The organism is Larkinella sp. (assembly GCF_965227735.1).
Taxonomy (GTDB): domain Bacteria; phylum Bacteroidota; class Bacteroidia; order Cytophagales; family Spirosomataceae; genus Larkinella.
In genome coordinates this window covers 609,589-633,670 of record NZ_OZ245776.1, presented here as the reverse complement: position 1 = coordinate 633,670, position 24,082 = coordinate 609,589, and the positions used below count along the sequence as shown (strand labels likewise).

General features: G+C 52.9%; 15 protein-coding genes. 5 read left to right on the top strand and 10 right to left on the bottom strand.

The features are described from left to right. Window positions 1–9: 9 nt before the first annotated feature. Window positions 10–840 (bottom strand): hypothetical protein, encoded by an 831-nt coding sequence (locus tag ACO064_RS02545; RefSeq protein ID WP_421825843.1) that lies wholly within the window; start codon window positions 838–840, stop codon window positions 10–12. A gap of 55 nt (window positions 841–895) precedes the next feature. After that, on the bottom strand, window positions 896–1,495 hold the full coding sequence (locus tag ACO064_RS02540; RefSeq protein ID WP_421825842.1) for a DUF4255 domain-containing protein: 600 nt from the start codon (window positions 1,493–1,495) through the stop codon (window positions 896–898). 369 nt (window positions 1,496–1,864) lie between these two features. Between ACO064_RS02540 and ACO064_RS02535 the strand changes: the two genes are divergently transcribed. The 3 genes from ACO064_RS02535 (at window position 1,865) to ACO064_RS02525 (ending at window position 7,486) form a co-directional block, all read left to right on the top strand. After that, window positions 1,865–5,188, top strand: coding sequence for a SusC/RagA family TonB-linked outer membrane protein (locus ACO064_RS02535; RefSeq protein ID WP_421825841.1), 3,324 nt, complete (start codon window positions 1,865–1,867; stop codon window positions 5,186–5,188). A 151-nt stretch (window positions 5,189–5,339) separates the two neighbouring features. Next, window positions 5,340–6,821 carry a SusD/RagB family nutrient-binding outer membrane lipoprotein gene (locus ACO064_RS02530; protein WP_421825840.1) on the top strand — a complete coding sequence of 494 codons (1,482 nt, stop codon included), beginning with the start codon at window positions 5,340–5,342 and terminating at the stop codon, window positions 6,819–6,821. A gap of 101 nt (window positions 6,822–6,922) precedes the next feature. After that, window positions 6,923–7,486 (top strand): phosphonate degradation HD-domain oxygenase, encoded by a 564-nt coding sequence (locus ACO064_RS02525; RefSeq protein WP_421825839.1) that lies wholly within the window; start codon window positions 6,923–6,925, stop codon window positions 7,484–7,486. A 140-nt stretch (window positions 7,487–7,626) separates the two neighbouring features. On the opposite strand, the gene ACO064_RS02520 is transcribed toward ACO064_RS02525, so the two are convergent. Beyond that, window positions 7,627–8,658 (bottom strand): hypothetical protein, encoded by a 1,032-nt coding sequence (locus ACO064_RS02520; protein WP_421825838.1) that lies wholly within the window; start codon window positions 8,656–8,658, stop codon window positions 7,627–7,629. A gap of 297 nt (window positions 8,659–8,955) precedes the next feature. Next, window positions 8,956–9,822, bottom strand: coding sequence for a DMT family transporter (locus ACO064_RS02515; RefSeq protein ID WP_421825837.1), 867 nt, complete (start codon window positions 9,820–9,822; stop codon window positions 8,956–8,958). A gap of 198 nt (window positions 9,823–10,020) precedes the next feature. Between ACO064_RS02515 and ACO064_RS02510 the strand changes: the two genes are divergently transcribed. Then, a complete protein-coding gene (locus ACO064_RS02510; RefSeq protein WP_421825836.1) occupies window positions 10,021–10,899 on the top strand; it encodes an SDR family oxidoreductase in 879 nt (292 codons plus the stop codon). A 68-nt stretch (window positions 10,900–10,967) separates the two neighbouring features. Here ACO064_RS02510 and egtD read toward each other — a convergent pair whose 3' ends face one another. The 4 genes from egtD to nadE all read right to left on the bottom strand — a co-directional run bounded on the left by egtD (window position 10,968) and on the right by nadE (window position 16,770). Then, window positions 10,968–12,017 (bottom strand): L-histidine N(alpha)-methyltransferase, encoded by a 1,050-nt coding sequence (gene egtD / locus ACO064_RS02505; protein WP_421825835.1) that lies wholly within the window; start codon window positions 12,015–12,017, stop codon window positions 10,968–10,970. Further along, the gene (egtB, locus tag ACO064_RS02500) at window positions 11,981–13,183 is read right to left on the bottom strand and encodes an ergothioneine biosynthesis protein EgtB (RefSeq protein WP_421825834.1); all 1,203 of its coding nucleotides are present in this window, start codon (window positions 13,181–13,183) and stop codon (window positions 11,981–11,983) included. Before egtB ends, egtD begins: the two co-directional genes overlap by 37 nt. Before the next feature lie 3 nt (window positions 13,184–13,186). Further along, the gene (locus ACO064_RS02495; protein WP_421825833.1) at window positions 13,187–14,584 is read right to left on the bottom strand and encodes a mercuric reductase; all 1,398 of its coding nucleotides are present in this window, start codon (window positions 14,582–14,584) and stop codon (window positions 13,187–13,189) included. Between the two features lie 161 nt (window positions 14,585–14,745). Further along, window positions 14,746–16,770, bottom strand: coding sequence for an NAD(+) synthase (gene nadE / locus ACO064_RS02490; protein WP_421825832.1), 2,025 nt, complete (start codon window positions 16,768–16,770; stop codon window positions 14,746–14,748). Between the two features lie 922 nt (window positions 16,771–17,692). On the opposite strand from nadE, the gene ACO064_RS02485 reads away from it, so the two are divergent. Next, window positions 17,693–20,143: an outer membrane beta-barrel protein gene (locus ACO064_RS02485; protein WP_421825831.1), complete on the top strand. Its 2,451-nt coding sequence runs from the start codon at window positions 17,693–17,695 to the stop codon at window positions 20,141–20,143. Between the two features lie 305 nt (window positions 20,144–20,448). Here the strand turns inward: ACO064_RS02485 and ACO064_RS02480 are convergent, their stop codons facing one another. Both ACO064_RS02480 and ACO064_RS02475 read right to left on the bottom strand, forming a co-directional pair. Continuing rightward, entirely contained in the window at window positions 20,449–21,636 is a 1,188-nt protein-coding gene (locus tag ACO064_RS02480) for a phosphoglycerate kinase (RefSeq protein WP_421825830.1), read from the bottom strand. Window positions 21,637–22,023: 387 nt separating this feature from the next. After that, window positions 22,024–24,024, bottom strand: coding sequence for a S9 family peptidase (locus tag ACO064_RS02475; RefSeq protein ID WP_421825829.1), 2,001 nt, complete (start codon window positions 24,022–24,024; stop codon window positions 22,024–22,026). Window positions 24,025–24,082: the final 58 nt, after the last annotated feature.

Genomic DNA, 24,082 nt, shown 5'->3' with positions numbered 1-24,082 from the left:
GACTGGGGTTTAGTAAATGGTGGAATAAAAGTGTCCGTCGTTTTCGAAGGTGGTGGTCGCGGGTGTCGGATTGACTAGTTTGGTCGTTCCTTTCACCGCGGGAATCAATCCGTTTTTCACCAGTTGGTGTTCGCCCGCAAAGTCACCGGGCGCATCGGTTTTCAATCGCCAGCGGGTCGTGCGGTTTCCCAGCGTCAGCGTGTAGGTGAGCGTGGGCTGGAGCACATCCTCCGCCGTCAGCAGGCTGCGGTTCGCCGGGGCATGCTCGATTTCGATAAAGCCCAGGGGTCGGTCCAGCCGCCCGGCCACCGCGTGTTCCGGAGGCTGGTCTTCCAGATCGGCCATCCGGATCGTTTCTCCGGTATTCAATCGGTTTTTCAACGGATCGGCCGATGCGTTGCGGTTTTTGAGCCGGAAACCGCGCGTCGGTCGTTTCAAGTCGTTCATGACTTCGGGCGTTAGGTTCGTATAGAGCATGAAAAACGGATCGGTCGGATAGACGGCAAAAACGAACTTGAGGCCCGCGGGAAGGGGCAAAAAAGGCGTTTGACTGCGGGGATTGTCGGTAGCCGCCAGCACCACAAACCCGTCAGCCTGTTTCTTGAAGAGCATCCGCTGGTTTTTCAGGCGTTGTTGGGTCGGGGCATCGGGCAGAAAAGCCAGAAATTGGGAGACGTCATACACCTGCCGAATCAGCTCAATTTTTTTCCGGGCTTCATCCGATGGCGCATTCGTATCGAAAGGGGTGGTGCCAAAATCCAGGAAATACCGGTGCAGCACCCGGACGGAGAACAGAACCTGGTAGCTGATGCCAAACGACTCGGGAAGAAGCGGTTTCATCGGAAAATAGCGTGAAGAGGTGAGGACGTAAAGGAGTCAGGATGGGGAAGAACGTTCACTCTGAAGAAATCGGGATCGGTTTTCGGATGCCTTCAATCGACAGAATTTGGGTTCCGGCACCAAGTTGCCCTTCGGCCTGTTCTTCCACGACCCGGATCTTATACACGACCGATGGCACCTGCTTGCCGCCCAGAGTTCCCCAAAGCTGATTCAGTTTCTCGAACGAGAGGCTGTACAACTCGACGGTCATGCGCAGCATCAGGGCCTGCGGGTCGTCGAAAATTTTGTCCGTGAGGGTGTTGGCAATCGTAAACTGATTTTTTTGCTGAAAACACTGAACCGTTCGCGAGAGCAGTTTCAGGGCGGTTTCATAGTCACTGATTCCCGAATAATTGGCACTGATCAACGCATAGAGATTCAGGAAAACGGGCGGGTTCCGAACGTCGAAACCACCGGTGATGCTGTTGCGCTGGTAGGGGCTGGTATTTTTGAGCGTTGCTTCTTCTTCAAGATGGACCAAACCGATCAGAATCGTGTTGGCCTGCGTACCGGCCACCGCGGCAATGCTGCCCAGATTGACCGTTATGCCATCCGCGAGCGGTTTTACGTACGTCTCCAGTTCGGAGCGGATCAATTCTAACGCTTCATAGACCATCGCACGACAGAGGTTTAGGACCGGGCAGAAAGGTATTCATCCTGCCGCTCAGAACCCATGAAGCATTTATTTAACGGCAAACCGTTAATTAAGCGGTCATTTTACGCCAAAGGCTTTTCCGAATTATTCAAATATTTTTTTTAGTAATTCGATATACTATTTTTAATTTTAAAACATAACCCCTTATTTATGCTGCTAATCAGGGGTTATAGCAAATTTTGTATTATTCTTTCCCTGGGTAGTATAAAGTTCATAATTCGGTAACAATTCCGACACAAGTGCCGGGTACTTTTGCGGCTTCGTAAAAGGGTCCATCGTTTCTCATCCATCGTTCAACTTTCCGAAAAACCGGAACATCCAAACTACACTATGACACAAAAGCTACCTTCTTCGATTCGGTCAGGAAGGGTCAGTTCTCGTCGGGCCGTCCTGACTCTGGCTATTTTATTGATGGGCTTGCCAATGCTGGCCCAGACCATTACCGGCAAGGTTGTATCGTCGGAAGGCGGGCAGGCGCTACCGGGCGTTTCGATTCTGGTGAAAGGCACCACGTCCGGTACGACCACCCGCACCGATGGGACGTATACACTAAGCGTTCCGAACGCTTCGTCGATTTTAATTTATTCTTTTATCGGTTTTGAAGCGCAGGAAGTACCGGTTGGTTCCAAAACGACGATCAACGTTACGCTGACGGTTTCCACACAAGCCCTGAACGAAGTGGTCGTGACGGCGTTGGGGATTTCCAAACAGCAACGCAACCTCGGCTACGTGACCCAGAAAATCGACAATTCGGCGCTTTCGCAGGCCCGCGAAACCAACCTGGTCAGCCAGTTGGCGGGGAAAATTGCGGGGGTGACCGTCGTCAACAGCCCATCCGGGATCGGCGGCTCGTCGCGGATCACGATCCGGGGCGAAAAGTCGCTGAACATCAACGCCAACCAGCCGCTGTTTGTGATCGACGGCTTGCCGATCAACAACAACTTCGTCGGTTCATCGGGGCGGAATAACCAGGACGCCGACTACGGAAACGGGGCCGGTTTTATCAATCCGGACGACGTTGAAACGATGACGGTTCTGAAAGGAGCCAGCGCCACGGCGCTCTACGGTTCGCGGGCGGCCAACGGTGTGGTGGTCATCACGACCAAAACCGGCAAGGGCACCAAAGGCATCGGCGTCAGTGTCAACTCCAACGTGACGTTTGAATCCGTTCTGAGACTGCCTGATTACCAGAATGTTTATGGTCAGGGGTTGAACGGCGAATTTTCCTTTAAAGACGGTTCCGGTGGTGGTTTGCGCGATGGTGTCGACGAAAGCTGGGGGCCTAAAATGGACGGTCGGCTGATCGTTCAGCACGATTCGCCCACCGACAAAGGCTACCGCGCCGGTGATACCAAAGTGCCGGGTGGTCCCGGTGTGGCAACACCTACGCCATTCATTGCCCACCCGAACAGCATCCGTGATTTCTTCGAAACCGGTCGCATTGTAACCAATAACGTTGCCGTAACGGGCAGCAACGACAAGGGCGATTTCCGGATGTCGTTTACCAACCTGGATCAGAAAGGCTTTGTTCCGAACACGGATTTGACGCGGAACACCTTCAACGTCAATGCCGGTTACAAACTCACCGACCGCTTCACGGCGCGGACGAATGTGAGTTACATCCGCAACCACAGCGACAACCGCCCGAACCTGAGCTACGGAACCGAAAACATCATGTATCTGCTCAACTGCTGGTGGGGCCGCCACATTGACATGGCGTCGATGCGGAACTACTGGCAACCGGGTCTGGAAGGCATCCAGCAGTTCAACTTCAACTACAACTACCACGACAACCCGTATTTTAATATGTACGAAAACACCAACGGTCAGGACATCAACCGTGTGATCGGAAACGTCACGCTGTCGTATCAACTGACGGATTGGTTGTCGGTGCAGGGCCGGACGCAGGTCGATTACCAGGATGAACTGCGGGTGCGCCAGCGGGCGTTCAGCACGCAGCGGTATCCGTATGGTTCGTACCGGCGCGAAGCGGTGAAAACGATGGAACGCAACACCGACCTGTTGTTTCTGGTGGACAAACGACTCAACGATGCCTTTACACTCAGCGGCACATTGGGTGGTAATCAACGGCTGAACAAGTACGATTACATCGACAATTTTGCGCCCCAGTTGACGGTTCCGGGCGTGTATAGCCTGAACAACAGCCGGGTTCCGCTCGAATATTCGCAAAACCGTTCCGATCGCCGGATCAACAGTATGTTTGCGTCGGCCCAGTTGACGTACCTCGATAAATTAACGCTGGAAATGACGGGCCGGAACGACTGGTCGAGCACGCTGACCTTGCCACAGGGTGTGGCTGGTATGGCTGATAATTCGTATTTCTACTGGTCGGGAACGCTGAGCGCGGTGGTGAGCGACTGGGTAAAACTGCCGGAATGGGTATCGTTCGCCAAAGTTCGGGCGGGCTATGCGCAGGTTGGTAATGACACTGAACCGTACCAGTTTTCGCAGCCCTTCAATCCGGGAACGCCCTGGGGTACGACGCCAACCTTCAGCGAATCGACGCGGATTCCGAACCTGAGCCTGAAACCGGAAATCAGCAGTTCGCAGGAATACGGTTTTGATCTGCGGTTTTTGAAAAACCGGGTGGGCCTGGACTTCACCTACTATAACACGATCAGTAAAAACCAGATCATCTTCCTGCCGCTTTCGGGTACGACGGGCTACAGCCAGATTGTGCAGAATGCGGGCCGGATTCAGAACAACGGGATTGAGGTGATGCTGAACCTGACGCCGATCCGGATGGACAACATTGGTTTCCGCTGGGACATGAATGTCAATTTCTCGCGCAACCGCAGCAAAGTGCTCGAACTGGCCAACGGCGTTTCGACCTATGAACTGGCCAGCCGGTATTTCTCGGTGCAGGCCCGCGTCAACGAGCGCATGGGCGACATGTACGGATACGCCTACGAGCGCGTCAGCAGCGATCCGAAAAGCCCGTATTACGATCCGACCGGCCAGAATGTGGGCCAGATGGTGATCACCGCCGACGGTCGGCCGATTTCAACGACGTCCCTGCAAAAACTTGGGAATTACAACCCGGACTGGCTGGCGGGGATCAACAACTCGTTCAAATACAAAGGGTTCAACCTGAGCTTCCTGTTCGACATCCGCAAAGGCGGAGAGGTCTATTCGCACACCTACGTTGTGGGCCGGGAGGCAGGTCAACTGGTTGAAACCCTGCAGGGCCGCGAAAATGGCTATTACGACAACTCGGTTGACAAGACGTTTACCAATGCACCGGCTGGTACGTATTATGTGGTGCCGGGCGTGGTGAAAACCGGGGAAGGCCAGTTTGCCGCCAATGCCCGCCGGATTTCGGCCCGCGAGTGGCATTCGGCCTTTACGCTGGGTCGCCGGGTGCTGGAAGACGCGATTTTCGATGCGTCGTTCACCAAGTTGCGCGAAGTGAAACTGGGGTATTCGCTGCCGAACTCGATCATGGGCAAAAAACTGCCGTTCCGGAACGTGACGGTTTCGCTGGTGGGTCGCAACCTGTTCCTGTGGACCAAAGTGCCGCACATCGATCCGGAAACCGCTTCGGTATCGGGTGGAACCATCATTCCGGGTTCGGAATCGGTTGCCATTCCGTCGGCGCGTAACTACGGTGTAAACTTATCTTTCAACCTGTAAGCTGTTCAAGGTTAGATGGTTAAGAATGGTTAGATGGTTAAGATGGTTAAAAATGGTTGGATAGTTTACGATTCCGGTAGCCATTTAACCATTCTAACCATTTGACCATCCAGCCATTAAAACCATTCAGCCATTCAACCATAACATTCTTATGAAAAAAACATATCTAAAATTAGTCGCCTGCCTGACCCTGCTGATTGTCGGCAGCACGTCCTGCGACAACGAGTTTGAAGAGATCAATACCAACCCCAACGTTCCGAATACCGTCACGGCGGATCTGCTGCTGCCGAATATCATCCGGTCGACGGTCAACGAGAATATGGGAACGGCCTGGGGCATCGGCAACAGCGTGATGCAGTATACGGCCAAAATTCAGTTTGTAAATGAAGACCGGTATCTGTGGGGTGAACAGAACGGAATCTGGAACACGACATACTCGACGCTTCGCGAAGTGCAGAATATGTACAACATCGCGTCCAGTACGACGCCGGTTCAGAAAAACTACCAAGCCGTTGCGCTGATCATGAAGTCATGGATGATGTCGCTGGTGACGGATGCCTACGGCGATGCGCCCTATACGGAAGCCACCAAAGGCAAAGACATGGCCTATTTTCCGAAATATGACACCCAGGAAACGATTTACAACGGAATTTTGAAAGACCTGGCCGACGCCAGTGCGTTGCTGGCCCCGGAAAATGGCGTTGTCAACGGGGATATTCTGTTCGGTGGTGATGTGACGAAATGGAAGAAAATGGCCAACTCGCTCCGGGTGCGGTATCTGATGCGGATTTCAAACAAGCGCGACATCAAGGCGGATTTGCAGGCGATTGTGAGCAACCCAACGACAACGCCGGTTTTTACGAGCAATACGGACAATGCGGCTTTGCGCTATTTGCCGACGGTTCCGAACCAGTTTCCGCTCTACACCGCGCGGGTGGGTTCGTTCGATGAGTTTCGGCTGAGCAAAACGCTGGGTGACAGACTGACCCAGTTGAATGATTCGCGTCTGGCAGTGTTTGCCCGCCCGACGGTGGCGTCGGTAGCCGCCGGAAAACCGGCCTACGTCGGCGTGCCGAATGGGCTGGACGATAACTCGGCGCTGACCTATAACGGTGGTGCTCAGAACGTTTCGCGGGTAGGATCCACCTATTACATCGACGGTTTTGGTACGCCGACCGAGGCCAACCTGAACATCGCCAAAGGCATCATCATGACCTACGCCGAATTGCAGTTCATTCTGGCCGAAGCCGCCCAGAAAAAACTGATCACCGGTGATGCCAAAAGCTATTACGAAAAAGGCATTGCAGCTTCCTTCGGCTATTACGGTCTGGAGGTTCCGGCAGGTTATCTGGCCCAGGCAAATGTGGCTTTCAATGATGCAAAAGCCCTCGAATTGATTGGAACTCAGAAATGGATTGCGTTATTTTACAGCGGTCTGGAAGGATGGTTCGACTGGCGCCGGACGGGTTATCCCACCATTACGCCCGGTCCGTCGAATCTGAACGGCAACAAGGTTCCGGTCCGGTTTCCGTATCCAAGTTCGGAACTGAGTCTGAACAAAGCCGCCGTCGAAGCAGCCATCGCCCGCCAGGGCGTTAACGATATCAACACCGCCGTGTGGTGGGACAAATGATTAATTTTGAATGAGTGAATGATAGAATGAGTGAATAGAGTGCCGAGAATCCGGCAGGTTATTCACTCATTCTATCATTCACTCATTCTATCATTCAAAAAATGAACACCGAGCAGACGATTACTGAAATCACCGAACTGTTTGATCAACATGGGTCGGATGATTATTACGGGGAGCCCGTTTCGCAACTGGAACACATGTTGCAATCGGCGATGCTGGCCGAGCGGGCCGGGGCCGACGATGAAACGATCATTGCAGCTTTTCTGCACGATATTGGTCATCTGTTGCCGTCGGATCTGGCGGAAGATCATATGGATGACTACGGTCGCGTCGATCATGAAAAGCTGGGCGCGGATTGGCTGCGGGAACGCGGTTTTTCGGAGAAAGTCGCCCAACTGATTGAGCATCACGTCAATGCAAAGCGCTATTTGACGTATAAAAATCCGGCGTATTTCAACAAGCTCTCGGAAGCCAGCCTGAAAACGCTGGAATTTCAGGGCGGGCCGATGTCGGCGGAAGAAGCCCAGGCGTTTGAAGCCAATCCGTATTTCCGGGGTATTTTGCAGGTCCGCGGCTGGGATGAACTGGCCAAGGAAACGGATGTTGACATGCCGCCGGTGGAGCTGTATCTGAAAATATGTAAGACGTATCTGGAAAACCGTTGATAAATAAAAAGCCCCAATGTAGAAGTTGGGGCTTTTGGATCATGAAGGAAAGTATATCGAATATTGAATAACGAATACAGAATTTTGAAATAGCAATCCTTCGTTATTCAACATTCATTGTTCAATATTCGATATTTACATTATGCCGCAATGCGCAGTTCCTGTTGTTCAGGCCGCAGCATCGGTTCGATAACCGTGTTCAGCCGATCACGCAGGAACCCTTCCTGAAGGTAGGAGGGCAGCTTGGCAATCAGATTTTTGTATCCCTGAATACCGAGCGCTTTGGCAATGTAGGCTTCGTGAACGGCATTGATGTGCGACACGATGTTGACCAGGCTCTCGTGAAACAACCGAACGTCAATCTCCGATTCGACAAACCGCTCGATTTCGCGATTGCTCGAAGAAATCCGCAACCGGCTCAGCGCATCGAAATAGGTCGTATAGCCAATCTGCTTTCCCAGTTGCTTGTATTGGTCAACGCCAAATTTTTGCAGAATCTTGCCCGTCCGCGCACTCCGCAAGGCGGTTTTTGGGTTATTCTGAATCGCCTGCCGCAGGGCTTTGATGCGCCGGTCGCGGGAGGTTTTCAGAAACTGGGCAATCTCGATCTGGGCGGCCGACTCGCGCGAAGGCAGCGTCAGATCCGGTTTCGCAATGTCGAACTTCGCCAGCGGCAACCGCATCGTCCGGTAACCATTCAAGGGACCGGATGCGTAGAAACCCACCGAAGCCGGGTAATAGCCCCGTACGACCATGTTTCCGATGCGCCGGCGAATGATCTCTTCGTTGCTGACCGGTTCGCCCATCGTGTGCAGGAAAGCCCTCACGCTGAACAAAACGCTGTAATAGGCCTGCGGGAACGTCCAGTGCAGCGAACTTTGCAGGTACTGGTTGTCATTCACCACCGGCGTGATCCGGAGCGCATATTCGGCGCTCCAGCTATTGAGTAACAACTTTTCCAGTGCCTTGCGCTGCTCGTCGGAAATAGCGGGTGCAAAGTCCTGAAACAGCGGAAAACGACGCAGATCGAACAGATCGTTTTGTCGTTGAATGTGAAAATCAATCGCGAAGAAGTGGTTCAGAAATACCTGCGCCGGAATGGATTTCCGCCAGGTTTCGTCCACGGGCTGGGCTGGCACAAACGACACCAGTTTGCCCTCTTGAGTCGTCATTTTTTCTGTGTTCTCGTTCATACATTAAGAACAAAAAAAGACGGTTTGGTGTTCCTGGGTTTGTAATTATTTTAGGAGTGTAAGTATTTGATTGTCAGAGATTTTTTAGGGAATAAGAGGGTTTTGTTTTGATCCCGCTTTTTTCTGGAAAAGCGGGGATCACAACCCTGTCAGCGGTCGGAGACCCTGACAGGGTTATACATTTTGTTCGCCACTTCGCCCGTTCCAAATCTGCTTAACCACTGTTGGGGTTTCGGCCGCTGACAGGTTCTGCGACCGCTGTCAGGGCCGGTGCTGTCAGGGCCGCTTGAATTTGTCGCGCTGCCCCAGATACAAGCCTATTAATACCAGTCCCGTGCCGATCAACGTGTAAATCGAGAGGGGTTCGTTCAGCAGAACGGCGGCATAACCGAAACCAAAAATCGGGCAAAGGAAGAGCCAGAGCGACGCCTGAACGGCATCCTGCCGGACCAGATAGAACCAGAGTTGCAGGGCAACGACGGAAACCGGAATGATCAGCCAGAAAATGGACCACCAAAATCGGGCGTCGAAATGCGACTGGCCGAAGTCGGCAAAAAGAAGCGTGAAAGGCAGCAGCAACAGTCCGCCGATCAGCACCTGCCAGCCATTGATGACCAGACTCGGGAGCGTCCAGGTAAAACGCGCGTAATAAACCGTTGCCGCTGACACCGAAACCATTCCCCCCAGCAGAATCAACAAACCCGGAATGGTGGCAAAACTGTTCTGGAGAAGCGGATAGGTGACTACCCAAACCCCCGCCATGCCGAACACAATACCGGCAGCTTCGTACCAGCGGATGGGTCGCCGGAGCCAGACCGCAGAAAGCAGCGTGATGAACAGCGGACTGGTGGCCGTCGACAGACTGCCGATTCCGGCAGAAACCTGTTTGATGGCCAGCACGAAAGCACCGAGGTAGATTGTGGTGTTCAGGAGGGCAAAAACCGTCAAACGCCCGAATTCGGTGCGGTTGGGAAGCGATTTGCGTTGAAGACCGTGCGCTACGAGGAGCATCAGCGGCCCGGCAATCAGGAATCGGACGTTGGCCAGGATGAGCGGGTCGGCCGATAGAACGCCAAATTTGGTGGCCGCAGAAGCGGAAGCCCACAAAGCGGCAAACAGCAGGCCGGGCAGGAGAAATTTCATGCCGCAAAGGTACGGCGAAGCATTCGCTTGTGCCAGCTAACCTTTTTAATTTCGATCCGATACAGGATGTATTCGGGATAACCGGCCGGGATAGAACGACGCTTCAACCCCGGCTTTTTCCGTTTCGTGGGTTTGCTAATTGGGCTGGCGGGCAAAACCGCCCACCTTTGAAACCGTAAACAACACAAGCCAAACACCATGAAAACCTTAGTCATCGGCGGAACGGGAACCGTCGGAAGCCAGATTGTCAACGAACTCCTGCGCCACCGGCAAGCCGTCCGCGTGCTGGTTACCTCCGCCGAAAAAGCCGCTTTGTTGCCCGAAGGCGTAGAAGCTGTCATCGGAAATCTGGACGAACCCGCCACTTTGCCCAAAGCGTTTGACAGCATCGACCGCGTCTTTTTGCTCAACCGCCAAGGTCACACTGAAATCGCGCAAGGCTCCTACGCTGTGGCCGCAGCCCGGCGGGCAGGGGTAAAAAAAATCGTGTACCAAAGCATTCACAATGTTCACGAAGGCGCACACATTCCCCACTTTCACACGAAAATCGCCATTGAAAAAGCCATTCTGTGGTCGGATATGAATTATGTTTTCATTTGCCCCAATAACTTTTTCCAGAACGATTTCTTTTTCAAAGACGGCATCACGAACTACGGATTGTATACCCAGCCCTACGGAAGTGGTGGATTGAGCCGGGTCGATGTGCGCGACATTGCGGAGGCAGCCGTCCGGGTGCTGCTGACGGATGAATACGACGGCCAGCGGATTCCGTTGGCAGGGCCGGAAATTTTAACGGGAGAATCCACCGCCGGGATTCTGACAGAAAACCTCGGATACGATGTCCAATATGCGGGCAATGACCTTAAGGCGTGGGCCACCCAGGCGAAACAATGGTTGCCGGGCTGGTTGGTAGACGATTGGGTTCAGATGTACGATCTTTTCCAAACGCAAGGGTTGAAAGCATCTGCGGATCAACTCGATGTGCTGACTAAACTGCTGGGAAGAGCGCCCCGGTCGTATGGGGATTTCGTCAAAGAGCACGCGGGTGCGTTCCGTCGTGCGGCTGAATTGGTCTGATGAGCTGCGTATAATTGATACCGTAACACCCCCGGAGACGATTGCAAACCGTCGCTTCCTGGGGTGTTTTATTTCCTGAAAATGACATCGGCAAAATAGTGTTTGCAATCCGTAAACCAGTTGGTCAGTTCAAAACCGCTTTGTTCGGCCAGTTGCGCAATGCCCTCCCGGGTAAACTTGCGTGAAATTTCGGTGTGAATGGTCTCGCCGTATCCAAACGGAACGGTCAGATTCAGATCCCGAATCGCTACGGTTTGTTCTTTCTGGCTGACGAGATAACTCCGGGCCTCACCGGTTTCGGGATGATACATTTCGTAGTGATCGAAGGCCGAGAGGTCAAAATTGGCGTTTAGTTCGCGGTTGATTCGTCGAAGTAGATTTAGGTTGAAGGCGCGCGTCAGGCCCTGCCGGTCATTGTAAGCGGCATGAATGACCGCCGGATGTTTTTGCAGATCGAAACCCGTCAGCACCAGATCCCCCGGTTGCAGCGACTGGCTGATTTGCCGAAAAAAATCGCGGGCTTCGGCGGGGGAGAAGTTGCCGATGTTCGATCCCAGAAACAGCACCACCAGCCGGGGACGGTTTTGGGCGGTTTCCGAGCGGTTCGATAACTGTTCGATGGCGTTGAAATAGTTGTCGTGTCGCGGCTGAATCGGCATTTGGGGCCACTTTTTCCGAATGTCAGCCGTCAGGTTGTCGATGGCAGCCTGGGAAATGTCGACCGGAACGTACGTAAAATCAGCCTGTTCCGACCAGAAATGGTTCAACAGAATTTTGGTCTTCAGACCATCGCCAGCTCCCAGTTCGATTAACTCGAAAGGCCGTCCGTCGGCGGCAAAGAGCCGGAGCAGTTCCGCCTGGTTCGTATCCAGAATCTCGTATTCGGAGCGGGTCAGGTAGTATTCGGGCAGGTGCATGATTTCCGCAAACAGGCGGCTTCCTTCGTCATCATAAAAGAAGCGCGACGGCAACCGCTTCGGCGTTTTGGTCAAGCCACTGCTCACTTCATTCGCGAGGTCGCTTTGCAGCACCGGCGAGTCATTCAATAATGGATTTATTTTGGTCATGATGCGTTGAGCATTCAGAAGGCTGCCAGCCGAATGCCGGTGAACTGCCATCGTTTGTCGGGTTGGAAAAAATTTCGGTAGGTGGGGCGACTGTGTCCTTCCGGCGTGGCGATAGATCCCCCGCGCAAGACCATCTGACCACTCATGAATTTGCCGTTATACTCACCCACAGCGCCTTCGGCGGTTTTAAAGCCGGGATAGGGCAGATAGGCTGACCCCGTCCACTCCCAGCGCAGACCCCAGGCCAGTCGCTGATTGGTGGGCAGGAGGGCCGCCGTTTCCCATTCCGCTTCGGTCGGCAAACGCCGACCGCGCCATCGGGCGTACGCATCGGCTTCGTAGTAGCTGACGTGGCAAACCGGCAACGTCAGATCGACGGGTTGAAGGCCGGAAAATGTGTAGGTATGCCATTGATTGTAGACTCGGTGCCAGTACAGGGGTGCATCGATCCCATTCGCTTTTACCCAGCCCCAGCCGTCCGATAACCAGTGCTGAAACTGACGGTAACCGCCCACTTCGATGAATTCCAGGTAGTCGGCATTGGTAACCAGTTGGCCGTCGAGAGTGGTTTCGTTCAGGTAAACCCGATGGGAACCCAGCTCATTATCAAAACAAAAACCGCCCGATTCTGGCTGAAAACCAATGGAATAGACTCCTTCCGGTATATTAACCGCCGGAATTGGCAAATCCGCGAGCTGCTCATTGACTGGCATGTGGATGGCCGGGAAGAGCGGATTGTGGCCCAGAATATACTTGATGTCGGTGATCAGCAATTCCTGGTGTTGCTGCTCGTGGTTCAGGCCCAGTTCGATCAGGTTTTCGAGTTCAGCGTTTACGAGTCCGTCCTCTAAAAACCGGGTCATGGCTTCATCGACATAGGCCCGGTACCGGTAAACTTCGGCCACCGTTGGGCGGCTCAGGTTCCCGCGCTGGGTCCGCAGCACCCGCCGACCCACCGATTCGTAGTAGCTATTGAAAACAAAGCTGAAATCGTCGTGAAAAATGCGGTAACCGGGAGCGTGTGGTGTCAAAATAAAGTGCTCCCAAAACCAGGTGGTATGGCCCAGATGCCATTTGGGCGGGCTGATATCGGCGGCTGGTTGGACAACATAATCCTCCGTTTCCAGCGAAGCGCAGAGCTGTTCCGTCCAGCTTCGGACGCGCTGGTAGGCTTCAGTCAGGGTAACGGTTTGGGGTAAAACAGGTTCCTGTAACATCATTTAGTCCATCCTCGTGAATAATGTATTGAGTCCTTCGGCCAGCGTCGGATGGGCAAAAATGGCATCCCGGAGTTGTTGATAGGGTAGATGACCCATCATGGCAACCTGAAGAATGGTCATGATTTCACCGCCTTCCGGGCCTACAATAGCCGCTCCGAGGATCTGGCTGGTGGGAGCGTCGATGACAACTTTCATCAAACCCTCGCACTGGCTCATTTGCTGGGCGCGAGCCACCAAAGACATCGGTATTTGGGCAATTTTAATGGTTTTTCCCTGCCGCCGGGCTTCTTTTTCGCTCAAACCGATGCGTCCCAGTTGCGGGTCCGTAAAAACCGTATACGGAACCGGGCGGTCGGCCTTGCTGGCGTTGCCCTTTTCCAGCAAATTCTGGCTCACAATCCGGTAATCGTCGTACGAAATGTGGGTAAATTCCGGCCCGCCTTTGACGTCGCCCAGCGCATAAACACCCGGTTGGCTGGTTTCAAGCCGGTCATTTACCTGGATAAACCCTTTTTCGTCTGTTTCAATTCCGGCCACCTCCAAATGAAGCGCTTCGGTATTGGGCGTTCGGCCAACGGCCACCAGCAGGTGCGTGCCGCGGAGTCGGCTGGCCAGTTTATCCGTCGATACCTGCAACTCGATGAGGTTGTTCTCCGCCCGACTTATCCGGTGAACGTCCGTATCCAGAAAAACCGTTATGCCTTCCTTTTCCAGAATTTTGGTCATTTCGTCGGACACATCGGCATCTTCGCGGCTCAGCAATTGCGAACCGTGTTCGATGATCGTGACTTCACTACCAAATCGCCGGAACATCTGCCCAAATTCCAGACTGATGTAACCGCCACCGAGGATCAGCAAGTGTTCGGGGACTTCCTCCAACGCCATGATCGACGTCGAGGTCAGCCACGGAACCGTATCCAGACCCGCCAGATCCGGTTTTGTCGGGCTGCAACCGGTATTGATAAAAATAGAGTCAGCCGTCAGGGTTTGTTGAGTTCCGTCGGGCCGCAGGACGTCAATCTGTTTCTTGCCGCTAAACCGCGCTTCTCCAAAAATAAGGGTCAGGTTTTCCGTCTCCGCAAAATTCGTTTCGATGTTTTTGCGGGAGGTTTCCACCATCCAGTTTTTCCGGGCCATGACCTGTTTCAGATCAACCCGAACGGGACCGGTGTCGATCCCGAATTCGGCCGAACGCCGGGCCTGGTGGGCCATCTGCGCGGAAGCAATCAGGGTTTTGGTGGGCGTGCAACCGTCGTTGACACAGGTACCCCCTACGTATTTCCGTTCAATGACCGCGGTTTTCCAGCCTTTTCCGGCCAGGGCCGTCGCCAGCGGATTTCCGGCTTGGCCAACTCCAATCACAATCGCATCAAAATGCTCAACCGAATCTGAATTCATACCAACGGGTTAAATGAAGCGCTCCTTACCGCTGAACATGTAACAAGGTTGATCCAGCTATTTGTTTTACATTCTGTTTAAGTGGATTGTTCGTGGGAATTTAGCATACAGGGCAAGATGAACGTCGAATACAGAATTATCCTGCAATTGATTGCTGGTGATTAAAACCCAATTTTCCCCTTCCGTCCCCGGCCTTCGTTGCCTTCGACGTATTCCTTCAATTCGGCCAGTTCTTTTTCGAAACCGCTGCTCAGAATCGGGAAGCGGCACCAGGTTTTGGGGTCTACGTTTTCGTCATCGACGTGGAAGGAGGGCGCATACCGTTCGCGTTTCCACTGGTTGCGGCTCCAGAGCCGGAAAAACCGGTCGACCGAGGTGTAGAGTTTGTCGCGGTCATACTGGCCTTCAAACACCACTTCCACCTGTTGCATCACTTCTTTCGGCGACAATTTGTCCCGAATTCCGAATTTCTCGATTGCATTCAGCACGTCATACGGCATCAAATCTTCTTCGTCGGTTTGCTTTTTGTCGAGCGGTCGTAGCTCCGCCGTGGGTTGCAAATTGTTCACTTTCTGCAAGCCTTCTACCTTGATTTTACCGCCGACGCCGATGGTTTCGAGCCAGCGCAACCAGCCGCGCAGGTAGTGTTTGTCGATGCCGGCGATGGGGGAGATGCTGCCCGCCGTGTCGCCGTCCATCGTGGCGTAACCGACCGACGCTTCCGAGCGGTTGGAGGTCGAGAGCAGCAGCGCGTTCTGGATGTTGGCGAGCAGCCACGCACTCGGAGCCCGCACCCGCGCCTGAATGTTTTGCAGAGCCACATCGTCGGTTTCCCAGGTCAGCGGACGGCCCAACTGGTCTTCGATCAGCTTCGTGTACGTTTCGACCAGCCCATTGATGTTGATGTTGTAAAACGTGGCACCCACCGATTTGGCCAACGATTCCGCCGACTCATACGTGTCTTTTGAACTGTTTTGGGTTCCCTGATAGATGGTCGTCAGCAAGGCCCCGCAGATTTCTTCCACGGTTTTTAGCTTCTGAATGCTTTTAATATACCCCAGTTTCTTTTTGAAAGCGTCCAGACCGATGCTTTCGTCGGCCATCCGGATCATGAGCGACACCAGGGCCGCAATGGCTGACGAATCCGCTCCACCGCTCAGCGACAGCACAAAACCGTGGGAGCGGCTTTTGCGCAAATAATCGAACAGCGCCAGTGCAACGGCCCGCGCAAATTCCTCTTCTTTCAAATGATTGCCGTGTTCCCAGTATTCCAGTTCCGCTCTCTGCACCACCGGTTTGACGTACGGAAAATCGAACTGGGCCGCCACCCGCAGGTTGGGAAACAGATACGCCAGGTTGACTTTGTTCTGGGCCTGACTCAGCCGCGTGTCGTCCACGTCGATGACGGCGGTAATGATCAGGTGGTCGGCGTAGCTGAAGCGCGTTCCCGACACCAGCAATTGGCCATTGGACGCAATCATAGAATCGCCGTCGAAAATGGCGCGGCCCGATTCGTTGCCCACCAGATTGCAGTAAATGTAGCTTACCCCGAAGGCCCGTGATCCGTCGATCACAAACCGTTCACGAACATGCGATTTGTAGAAGGCAAAGTGGCTCGCGCTGGGATTCAGGATGATATCGACGCCACGCTCGTGGAGACTGCGGCCCGGCCGGTTCGAAATCCAGGCATCTTCGCAAATTTCAAAGCCGATTTTTACGCCCGAAACGTCGAACAGCAGGTCGCCCACGGGATACGAAAATTCGCCGATCTGGATTTCGTCGCGCACGCCGGGCGTCCAGGGCTGAAACCACCGGGTTTCGTAGTGAATGCCGTTGTTGGCCAGCACCTGCTTGCAGACGAAGCCCAGAATGCGCTTGTTAGCAATCAGACAGGCCGTGTCGTAGGTCCGGTTGTTGGCCAGGCGCAGCGGTAAACTGACGGCCACGATGATTCCGTCGGTATGCGGCACAATTTCCAGCAAACTTTGTTTGGCTTGTTCGAGCAGCTCGTGGGAAAAGAACATGTCTTCGCAGCCGTAGCCCGTAATGCACAATTCGGGGAGGCATAAAATGCTGACTTTCTGATTTTTCGCTTCCTCGATGGCGTCGATGATGTTTCGGCGGTTGTGTTCCCAGGCCATGGGGATCTGGTTGACAACACCAGCAGCAACTTTTATCAGTTTCATGAATGGGGCTTTCTGTTGAACGAATTTTAGATCGGGTACCCTACGACTTTTTAGCTTCGTGTCAGGGGTTACTGAATGAACACGTTGTATCGCACTTAAGTTGGTGTGATTTTAGCGTAGAACCGCAAAGTAAAGGGAATGGCGCAATTCAGCAAAGCAGGGTGCGTGCTTTCCGGATCGGATGAGGGCAGGCTTAGCCGGTAATCCGACTGCTTTGGGCCGACGAAGCACGTCGGACGGCCAGTTTGGGAAGAAATAGGCTGCCGGGAGGAGCGCACTCACCGGTGTAATCACCCTGAAACGGAGAAAATGAATTTTACCGCCGAAGAGAATCCGTTTCTATTTTCGGTCGGTTCAACTCTTTTTGAACAGCCGCTTTCTGCTGTACATAATTGAAGAACATCGAACCAACGAAGGCAAGAAAGGCTACGACCGCCGACACACCCAGGGGGTGCATTTTGTTTCGGGAACTGTTTAGAGCCATATCAGTAGGCGCCGGTAAGACGCATGTAACCATTTGTTTCATTTTGACGCAGAACCCGTCGTCAGGTCACTCTCAGCCTTTGATTTTTAAAAGCGTTTGCATTATAGGATAAAACCGCACCCCGATCGGGTGTTGGGACAACGGGCTGAGCCCAGACCGGTGTGGCAGAATACACCCGTTTAAACCAGAAAACCGCCCGTTGGCACCTTTTTGATTGGGGAATGCAACCTCCCGGCTCATCTTTGCATCATTCAATCACAGCCGGTAACATACAAGGGCTCTCCGAACCAGTCATCATCAAAAAATAACCATCTATGTAAGATAAGGTTCTATGTAATACCTACTACTTAACTTTGCCACGTACCCCGGATCTGATCCGAACTGTAAACAACACTTTTGAAGCGTACTACGTAAACAACAACCTACTAATACATCACTATGAAAACGTTTATCACCGCTGTGTGTGCGTGGCTGGTTATGACGGCGGCAATCGCCCAGGCTCCGACGAAAGGCAAAGTTCGCGGGCTTGTTATCGACCCCACTCAAAAACCGTCTGAATTCGTCACCATTCTGTTGGTAAAAGCCAAAGACTCGACGCTGGTGAAAGGCGTGATTACCAACGACAAAGGGCAGTACGATTTCGACAACGTAGCCGAGGGCGGCTACCGGGTGGCCACTTCACTGGTCGGTTTCAGGAAAGTATATTCAGAACCGTTCGTGATCGATGCCGCCAATCCGGAGGTGCAGGTGAAAACGCTGACGATGATGGAAGAAGCCAAAAGCCTGAACGAAGTGAAGGTCGTGGCCAAAAAACCGTTCATCGAACAAGAGATCGACCGGACAGTGGTCAACGTGGAAAACAGCATCGTCGCCAGTGGCAGCACGGCCCTGGAAGTGTTGGAAAAAGCACCGGGAGTTACCATTGACCGCCAGAATGACAACATCCAGTTAAAAGGGAGAGCAGGTGTTATTGTTCTGATCGATGGTAAACAAACCTACCTGTCGGGTCAGGAAGTGTCCAATTTGCTGAAAAATACGCCGAGCGATAACATCGAAAAAATCGAGATCATCACCAATCCTTCTTCCAAATATGATGCCGCCGGAAACGTGGGAATTATCAACATCCGGATGAAGAAAAATAAAAATTTCGGCACCAACGGAACGGCCATCGCCGGGGTGGGCTACGGTCGGTATGAGAAAGCCAACGCCAGCCTGAATCTGAACCACCGCGTCGGCAAAATCAATGCCTTCGGCAATTACAGCTACTTTCACAACCGGCGTTTCCAGGAAAACAGCCTGGATCGGATCATTCCCTTCGACGGAAAAATTACTTATTTCGACCAGTCTTCCTTCCGCCCCAACCGCTTCGACGGACATACATTCAGGACGGGTGTCGATTACTTCATCAATAAGAAAAGCACGATTGGCGTACTGGCGACCGGTTTTATCAACGACTGGCGACAGGACAACGGGATCAACAACTCGATTATCCGGAACGAACTGGGCCAGATCACGCTGAAACCGACTACCGATGTTTCGGTAAAAAACAAGTGGTCGAACGTAACGGGGAACCTGAACTACAAGTATGATTTCGACGGCAAGGGCCGTGAATTGACGACCGACCTCGACTATTCCCGCTTCAATGGAGATTCGTACAACAACCTCAGCACAACCTACACCAACGCCAACGACAGCATCGTTCAGCCCACGGCCAAGGTTCGCAACGACATGCCGTCGACCATCGAAATCTGGGCGTTCAAGTCGGATTACGTGCATCCTTCCAAAATCGGAAAATGGGAAACCGGGGTGAAAACCAGCTTTGTGAACTCGGACAATAACCTGACGTATGAAGACTACATCGACGGTCGCTGGGTGTTTAATGCCAAGCAAAGTAACCAGTTCAAATACACCGAAAACATCAACGCGGCTTACGTCAATTTCGCGGGCAAACTGAACAGCAAAACCAGCATTCAGGCCGGTTTGCGGCTGGAAAACACGCACTCCCGGGGCAATTCCGTTACGCTTAATAAAATTGTGGACCGGAATTACACGAATTTGTTTCCAACGATGTTTATTTCCCGACAAATCGATACCAACAACGTCCTGAATCTTTCGTTCAGCCGCCGGATCGACCGTCCGAACTACCAGAATCTGAACCCGTTCCGGTTTTATCTGGATCCCTACACCTACCAGCAGGGGAATCCGTACCTGAAACCGCAGTTTACGAATTCGTTCCAGTTGACGCACGTTTACAAGGGCAAGTTTTCGACGACGCTGGGCTATAGCCGGACAACGGATGTGATTGTAAATGAAGTACCGGGGCAGATTGCTGAAGAGAACATCACGTACGTGACGACCGACAACCTGGCCACGCAGAACAACGTCAACCTGACGGCGAGCTTTCCGGTGGCGGTGACCAAGTGGTGGAACATGCAGAACAACATCGGCGTCAATTACAACCAGTATGATTCGCCTTACCTGGGAGCGCAGTACAACGTGAGTTTTGTGTCGTATAACATCTACACGTCCCAGAACTTTGTGCTGCCGAAAGGGTTCAGTGCCGAAATTGCCGGGTGGTATAACTCGAAAAGCGTCTATGGTTTTTACCGCGCCCAGCCGCAGGGAGCCTTTAGTCTGGGTGTTCAGAAAACGCTGATGAACCGGAAGGCGACGCTGAAACTGAACGTGAACGACCCGTTCTGGCTGAATAAGTTTGAAGGAAGAGCGGTCTATCAGGATATTAATTTCCGGGTGCGGGCCCGTTGGGAAAGCCGCATTGCCCGTCTGACGTTTACGTACCGGTTTGGCAACCAGAATGTGAAGGCGGCCCGTCAACGCAGCACCAGCACAGAGGCCGAGCGCAACCGGGCCGGTGGGGGCAATAATTAAATAAAAGTTAAATAAAGCAAACGGCGGACGGTATTTGGTCCGTCCGCCGTTACTTTAATAGATAATTAGTTTAGGTTAAGAAAGCAGAAAGCCATTCCCACTTTGAGGAGTGGCTTTTTTGATGCTTAAAAGTACGGCAACGTTCACCCATTTCAAAATTTCATTTGGCGACCTGATGTATATACATTTAATATATTTGCATTATATGCGGTTTTTTAATTAAAATGTCATAAAAAAAGGTCACTTTTGGTGACCTTTTTTGTGATTTCCTAAATGATAATTGTTATTCAATTAATTGCGGGTTCTCAGTCCAGAGCCGCCACGCCCGGCAACACTTTGCCTTCCATGTATTCCAGCAAAGCTCCTCCGCCCGTAGAAACGTAGCTCACCCGGTCACCATACCCGGCGTTGTTGACGGCCGAAGCCGAGTCGCCACCGCCGATGAGCGAGAACGCGTCATTGTCTTCCGTGGCTTTCACGACCACATCCGCAATGGCGTTGGTGCCAATGGCGAAGTTGGGGAATTCGAACACACCCATCGGGCCGTTCCAGAGGATGGTTTTCGACTTGGACAAAACATCGCTGAACAGTGCAATGGTTTCGGGGCCGATGTCCAACCCTTCCCAATCGTCCGGGATTTCGCCGGTTGCAACGATTTGGCGATTGGCATCGTTCGAAAAACCGTCGGCAATAACATTATCGACGGGTAAATACACCTGAACACCTTTTGCTTTTGCTTTTTCAAGCAGTTCCAGCGCCAGTTCCTGCTTATCAGCTTCGAGCAGTGATTTACCGATCTTACCGCCCTGGGCTTTGGTAAATGTATACGACATTCCTCCGCCAATGATCAGGTTATCGACACTGTCGAGGAGTTTCTCGATGATCAGGATTTTATCCGAAATCTTGGCTCCTCCCATGATGGCAGTGAAGGGCCGTTCGGCGTTGTCGAGCACGCGCTGGGCGTTGTCGAGTTCGGCCTGCATGACATAACCGCAAACTTTGTCCGTGAAAAACTGGGCAATCACTGCCGTGGAAGCGTGCGCGCGGTGGGCTGTTCCGAAGGCGTCGTTCACATAGACATCGCCCAGTTTCGACAACTTTTCCGCAAAAGCCACGTCTCCTTTTTCTTCTTCCTTATAAAACCGCAGATTTTCCAGCAGCAGCACCTCGCCCGGTTGCAGCGAATCCGCCATTTCTTTGGCCGACTCCCCAATGCAATCGTCGGCAAATTTTACCGAAACGCCCAGCATGATGGACAATGGTCCCACGAGGTGTTTCAGCGAATATTTATCTTCAGGACCGCCTTTGGGTCGGCCTAAGTGCGACATCAGCACGCACGAACCGCCGTCTTTCAGAATTTTAGAGATGGTCGGCAATGTAGCCTTCATCCGGGTATCGTCCGTAATTTCAAATTTACTGTTCAGCGGAACGTTAAAATCGACCCGAATCAGGGCGCGTTTACCGGAAAAATTGTAAGAGTCTAAAGTTTTCATACGACAGATTTCCTGTTAGTTGGCAAAATCCGCCCGAACTTAGGAGTTTTTGCTCAAACCTGGCAATTTGAAGGCTAGCTTATTGAATTTGTACTAATTTTAAGGAGTACATTACAATTTGATATTTTGGATTTTGCCGGTAGTGTTCTTTGGTGATTTTAAGGATGGGTTGATAAATGGACGATTTCTTTTCGGCCCCTAACGGGGAAGAAGGATACGCCTTTACAATTCAAATCATGGGGTGGCGGTTTTTACCTCGTCAGGCACGCGACAAATCCCGGCACGGTTGCGTGCCCAAAGGCACGCGATGGCGGTAGGAATTATCATTTTTCTACCGACGCTGCGCTGTGAAGCCCCTGACGGGGCTGAAAAATACCCCTGTGCAAATCACTTACCGGTTCCTAAAACCGCTACCGACGTCTTCAGATACTGGTCGAACCACTTTAAATATCGGTCGAAACGGTCGGTTTGGTAGCTCGGAATCGAAAGGCCGTGGAACTGGCCGGGATAGACAATGAGCTGCGTCGGGACACCCAACGACTTGAGGGCCTGGTACATCTGCTCGCTGCCGGCAATCGGCACGTTAAAATCTTTTTCGCCCCCCATAAACTGCGTCGGGGTTTTGATGCGGTCGGCTTTAAGAAACGGGTAGGAGACTTTCAGCCATTTATCATTATTTTTCCAGGGTGCTCCCAACTCGTTTTCGTATTGATTGACGTACTGGTCGGAACCGTACATCGTCATCTGCAACGAACTTCCGGCCCCGCTGGCGGCTGCTTTAAACCGTTGATCGGTGGCGATGGTGTAGTTGGTCAGAATACCGCCGTAGCTCCAGCCACCGATGCCCAGTTTCGCCGGGTCGGCGATGCCTTTGGCAACGAGGTAATCGGTCGCTCCCAGAATATCCGCCACTTCTTTGTTGCCCCAGTCGCCGTAAATGGCCTTGCAAAACGCCAGTCCGCGTCCGCTGCTGCCCCGGTAATTCACGCCTGCGACCACGTAGCCACCCCCCGCCAGAATTTGCCGCGAAAGGTCGAAACCGAAATTGTCCTGACCCACCGGGCCACCGTGAATGAAGAGAATTGTCGGCAATTTTTGACCCGCCGACGTGCCGGAGGGTTTGAATAGCATGTTTTCGACCTGCGTTCCGTCTTTACTGCGCGACGTAAATCCCTCTACCGTAGCGAGTTGAAGCGGAGCGACAAACGCATCCTGGATGGTGGTTAGCCGCCGGACGTTTCCGTTTTCAAGGGCGTAGAGTTCGGCGGGTAATTGCGGTTTGCTCATCAGCGTTGCCCAGCCGCCTTTCGGATTTTGCTCCAGATCGGCGTAGGCGCAATCGTCGTGGGCCACGCGGTTGAGTTTGCCGGACGCCAGTTCATACGCGCCGACGTAGGTCCGGCGGTCGTCGTCCACCAGAACCGCAATGGATTTTCCATCGACCGACCAGCGTGGGTTCCAAACCGGGCGATCCAAAGCCGCCGAAATCAGGTTGGGTTCTCCGCCGTCGGCCGAAATAACCGCAAGAACCGGCTGGTCATACATAATAAAATTGGTCGAAGCTGTCGAGCGCAGGTAGGCAAGTTGCGTGCCGTCGGGACTCCAGACCGGGTTGTTGTCGACACCGGGCCAGTTCGTCAGTTGCTTCATCGGGGCTTTGGTCCGGGCTTCGATCACGAACAGGTCGGTGTTTTCGTTTTTGTCAGGATCGGCAGTGCGGTTGCTGACGAAGGCAATCTGCTTGCTGTCGGGCGACCAAACCGGGGCGGTTTCATTGTAGGTGCCTGCCGTAAGCGTATCGATTTTTTTGGATTCGACGTCGAATAAATAGAGGTGAGCGGTCCGGCGGTCGAGGTACCCCTTCCGATCTTCTTTGAAATGATGGCGGTCGATGACGTATGGGGTGCGGATTTTGGTCTTCGCCGAATCCGAGTAGTCTTTGTCGCGAATGACCAGCGCAACGGTTTTGCCGTTGGGAGCCCATTCGTATCCTTCCAGTTCTCCTTTCAGGTCGGTGAGTTTTTTGCCTTCACCACCCCGGCGGTCGAGGAGCCACAACTGGCTGTCTTTGTCGCCATTGCGGGTGGCCACAAACGAAAGAAACCGTCCGTCGGGACTCCAGCGGGGGGATGATTCGCCGTCGGGGCTGCTCGTCAGTTGGACCGACTGTTTGCCGTCCCAGCTAATCATCCAGATGTCGGAATTGCGTTTGTCTTTTTCCTTGTCTACCGACGACAGCGTGTAGGCCACCCACTGGCCGTCGGGCGAAACCTGCGGGTCGGTGATGTTTTGCAACCTCAGGATGTCGGAAGGAACAATGGGGCGTTTGGCGGGCGACTGCGCCAGAACCGTGCCGGTCAGCAGGCAAAGAAAGAAAATAGACTTCATGCGTTTGTCTTGAAGAGGAATCAGCCCATGAAGATACAAAAAGTTTGGAAATGGTTTT

Excerpts from the sequence above, each read along its gene's own strand:
- ACO064_RS02545 (WP_421825843.1), bottom strand. The coding sequence starts at position 840 with ATGAAACCGCTTCTTCCCGAGTCGTTTGGCATCAGCTACCAGGTTCTG.
- ACO064_RS02540 (WP_421825842.1), bottom strand. The coding sequence starts at position 1,495 with ATGGTCTATGAAGCGTTAGAATTGATCCGCTCCGAACTGGAGACGTAC.
- ACO064_RS02535 (WP_421825841.1), top strand. The coding sequence starts at position 1,865 with ATGACACAAAAGCTACCTTCTTCGATTCGGTCAGGAAGGGTCAGTTCT.
- ACO064_RS02530 (WP_421825840.1), top strand. The coding sequence starts at position 5,340 with ATGAAAAAAACATATCTAAAATTAGTCGCCTGCCTGACCCTGCTGATT.
- ACO064_RS02525 (WP_421825839.1), top strand. The coding sequence starts at position 6,923 with ATGAACACCGAGCAGACGATTACTGAAATCACCGAACTGTTTGATCAA.
- ACO064_RS02520 (WP_421825838.1), bottom strand. The coding sequence starts at position 8,658 with ATGACGACTCAAGAGGGCAAACTGGTGTCGTTTGTGCCAGCCCAGCCC.
- ACO064_RS02515 (WP_421825837.1), bottom strand. The coding sequence starts at position 9,822 with ATGAAATTTCTCCTGCCCGGCCTGCTGTTTGCCGCTTTGTGGGCTTCC.
- ACO064_RS02510 (WP_421825836.1), top strand. The coding sequence starts at position 10,021 with ATGAAAACCTTAGTCATCGGCGGAACGGGAACCGTCGGAAGCCAGATT.
- egtD (WP_421825835.1), bottom strand. The coding sequence starts at position 12,017 with ATGGCAGTTCACCGGCATTCGGCTGGCAGCCTTCTGAATGCTCAACGC.
- egtB (WP_421825834.1), bottom strand. The coding sequence starts at position 13,183 with ATGTTACAGGAACCTGTTTTACCCCAAACCGTTACCCTGACTGAAGCC.
- ACO064_RS02495 (WP_421825833.1), bottom strand. The coding sequence starts at position 14,584 with ATGAATTCAGATTCGGTTGAGCATTTTGATGCGATTGTGATTGGAGTT.
- nadE (WP_421825832.1), bottom strand. The coding sequence starts at position 16,770 with ATGAAACTGATAAAAGTTGCTGCTGGTGTTGTCAACCAGATCCCCATG.
- ACO064_RS02485 (WP_421825831.1), top strand. The coding sequence starts at position 17,693 with ATGAAAACGTTTATCACCGCTGTGTGTGCGTGGCTGGTTATGACGGCG.
- ACO064_RS02480 (WP_421825830.1), bottom strand. The coding sequence starts at position 21,636 with ATGAAAACTTTAGACTCTTACAATTTTTCCGGTAAACGCGCCCTGATT.
- ACO064_RS02475 (WP_421825829.1), bottom strand. The coding sequence starts at position 24,024 with ATGAAGTCTATTTTCTTTCTTTGCCTGCTGACCGGCACGGTTCTGGCG.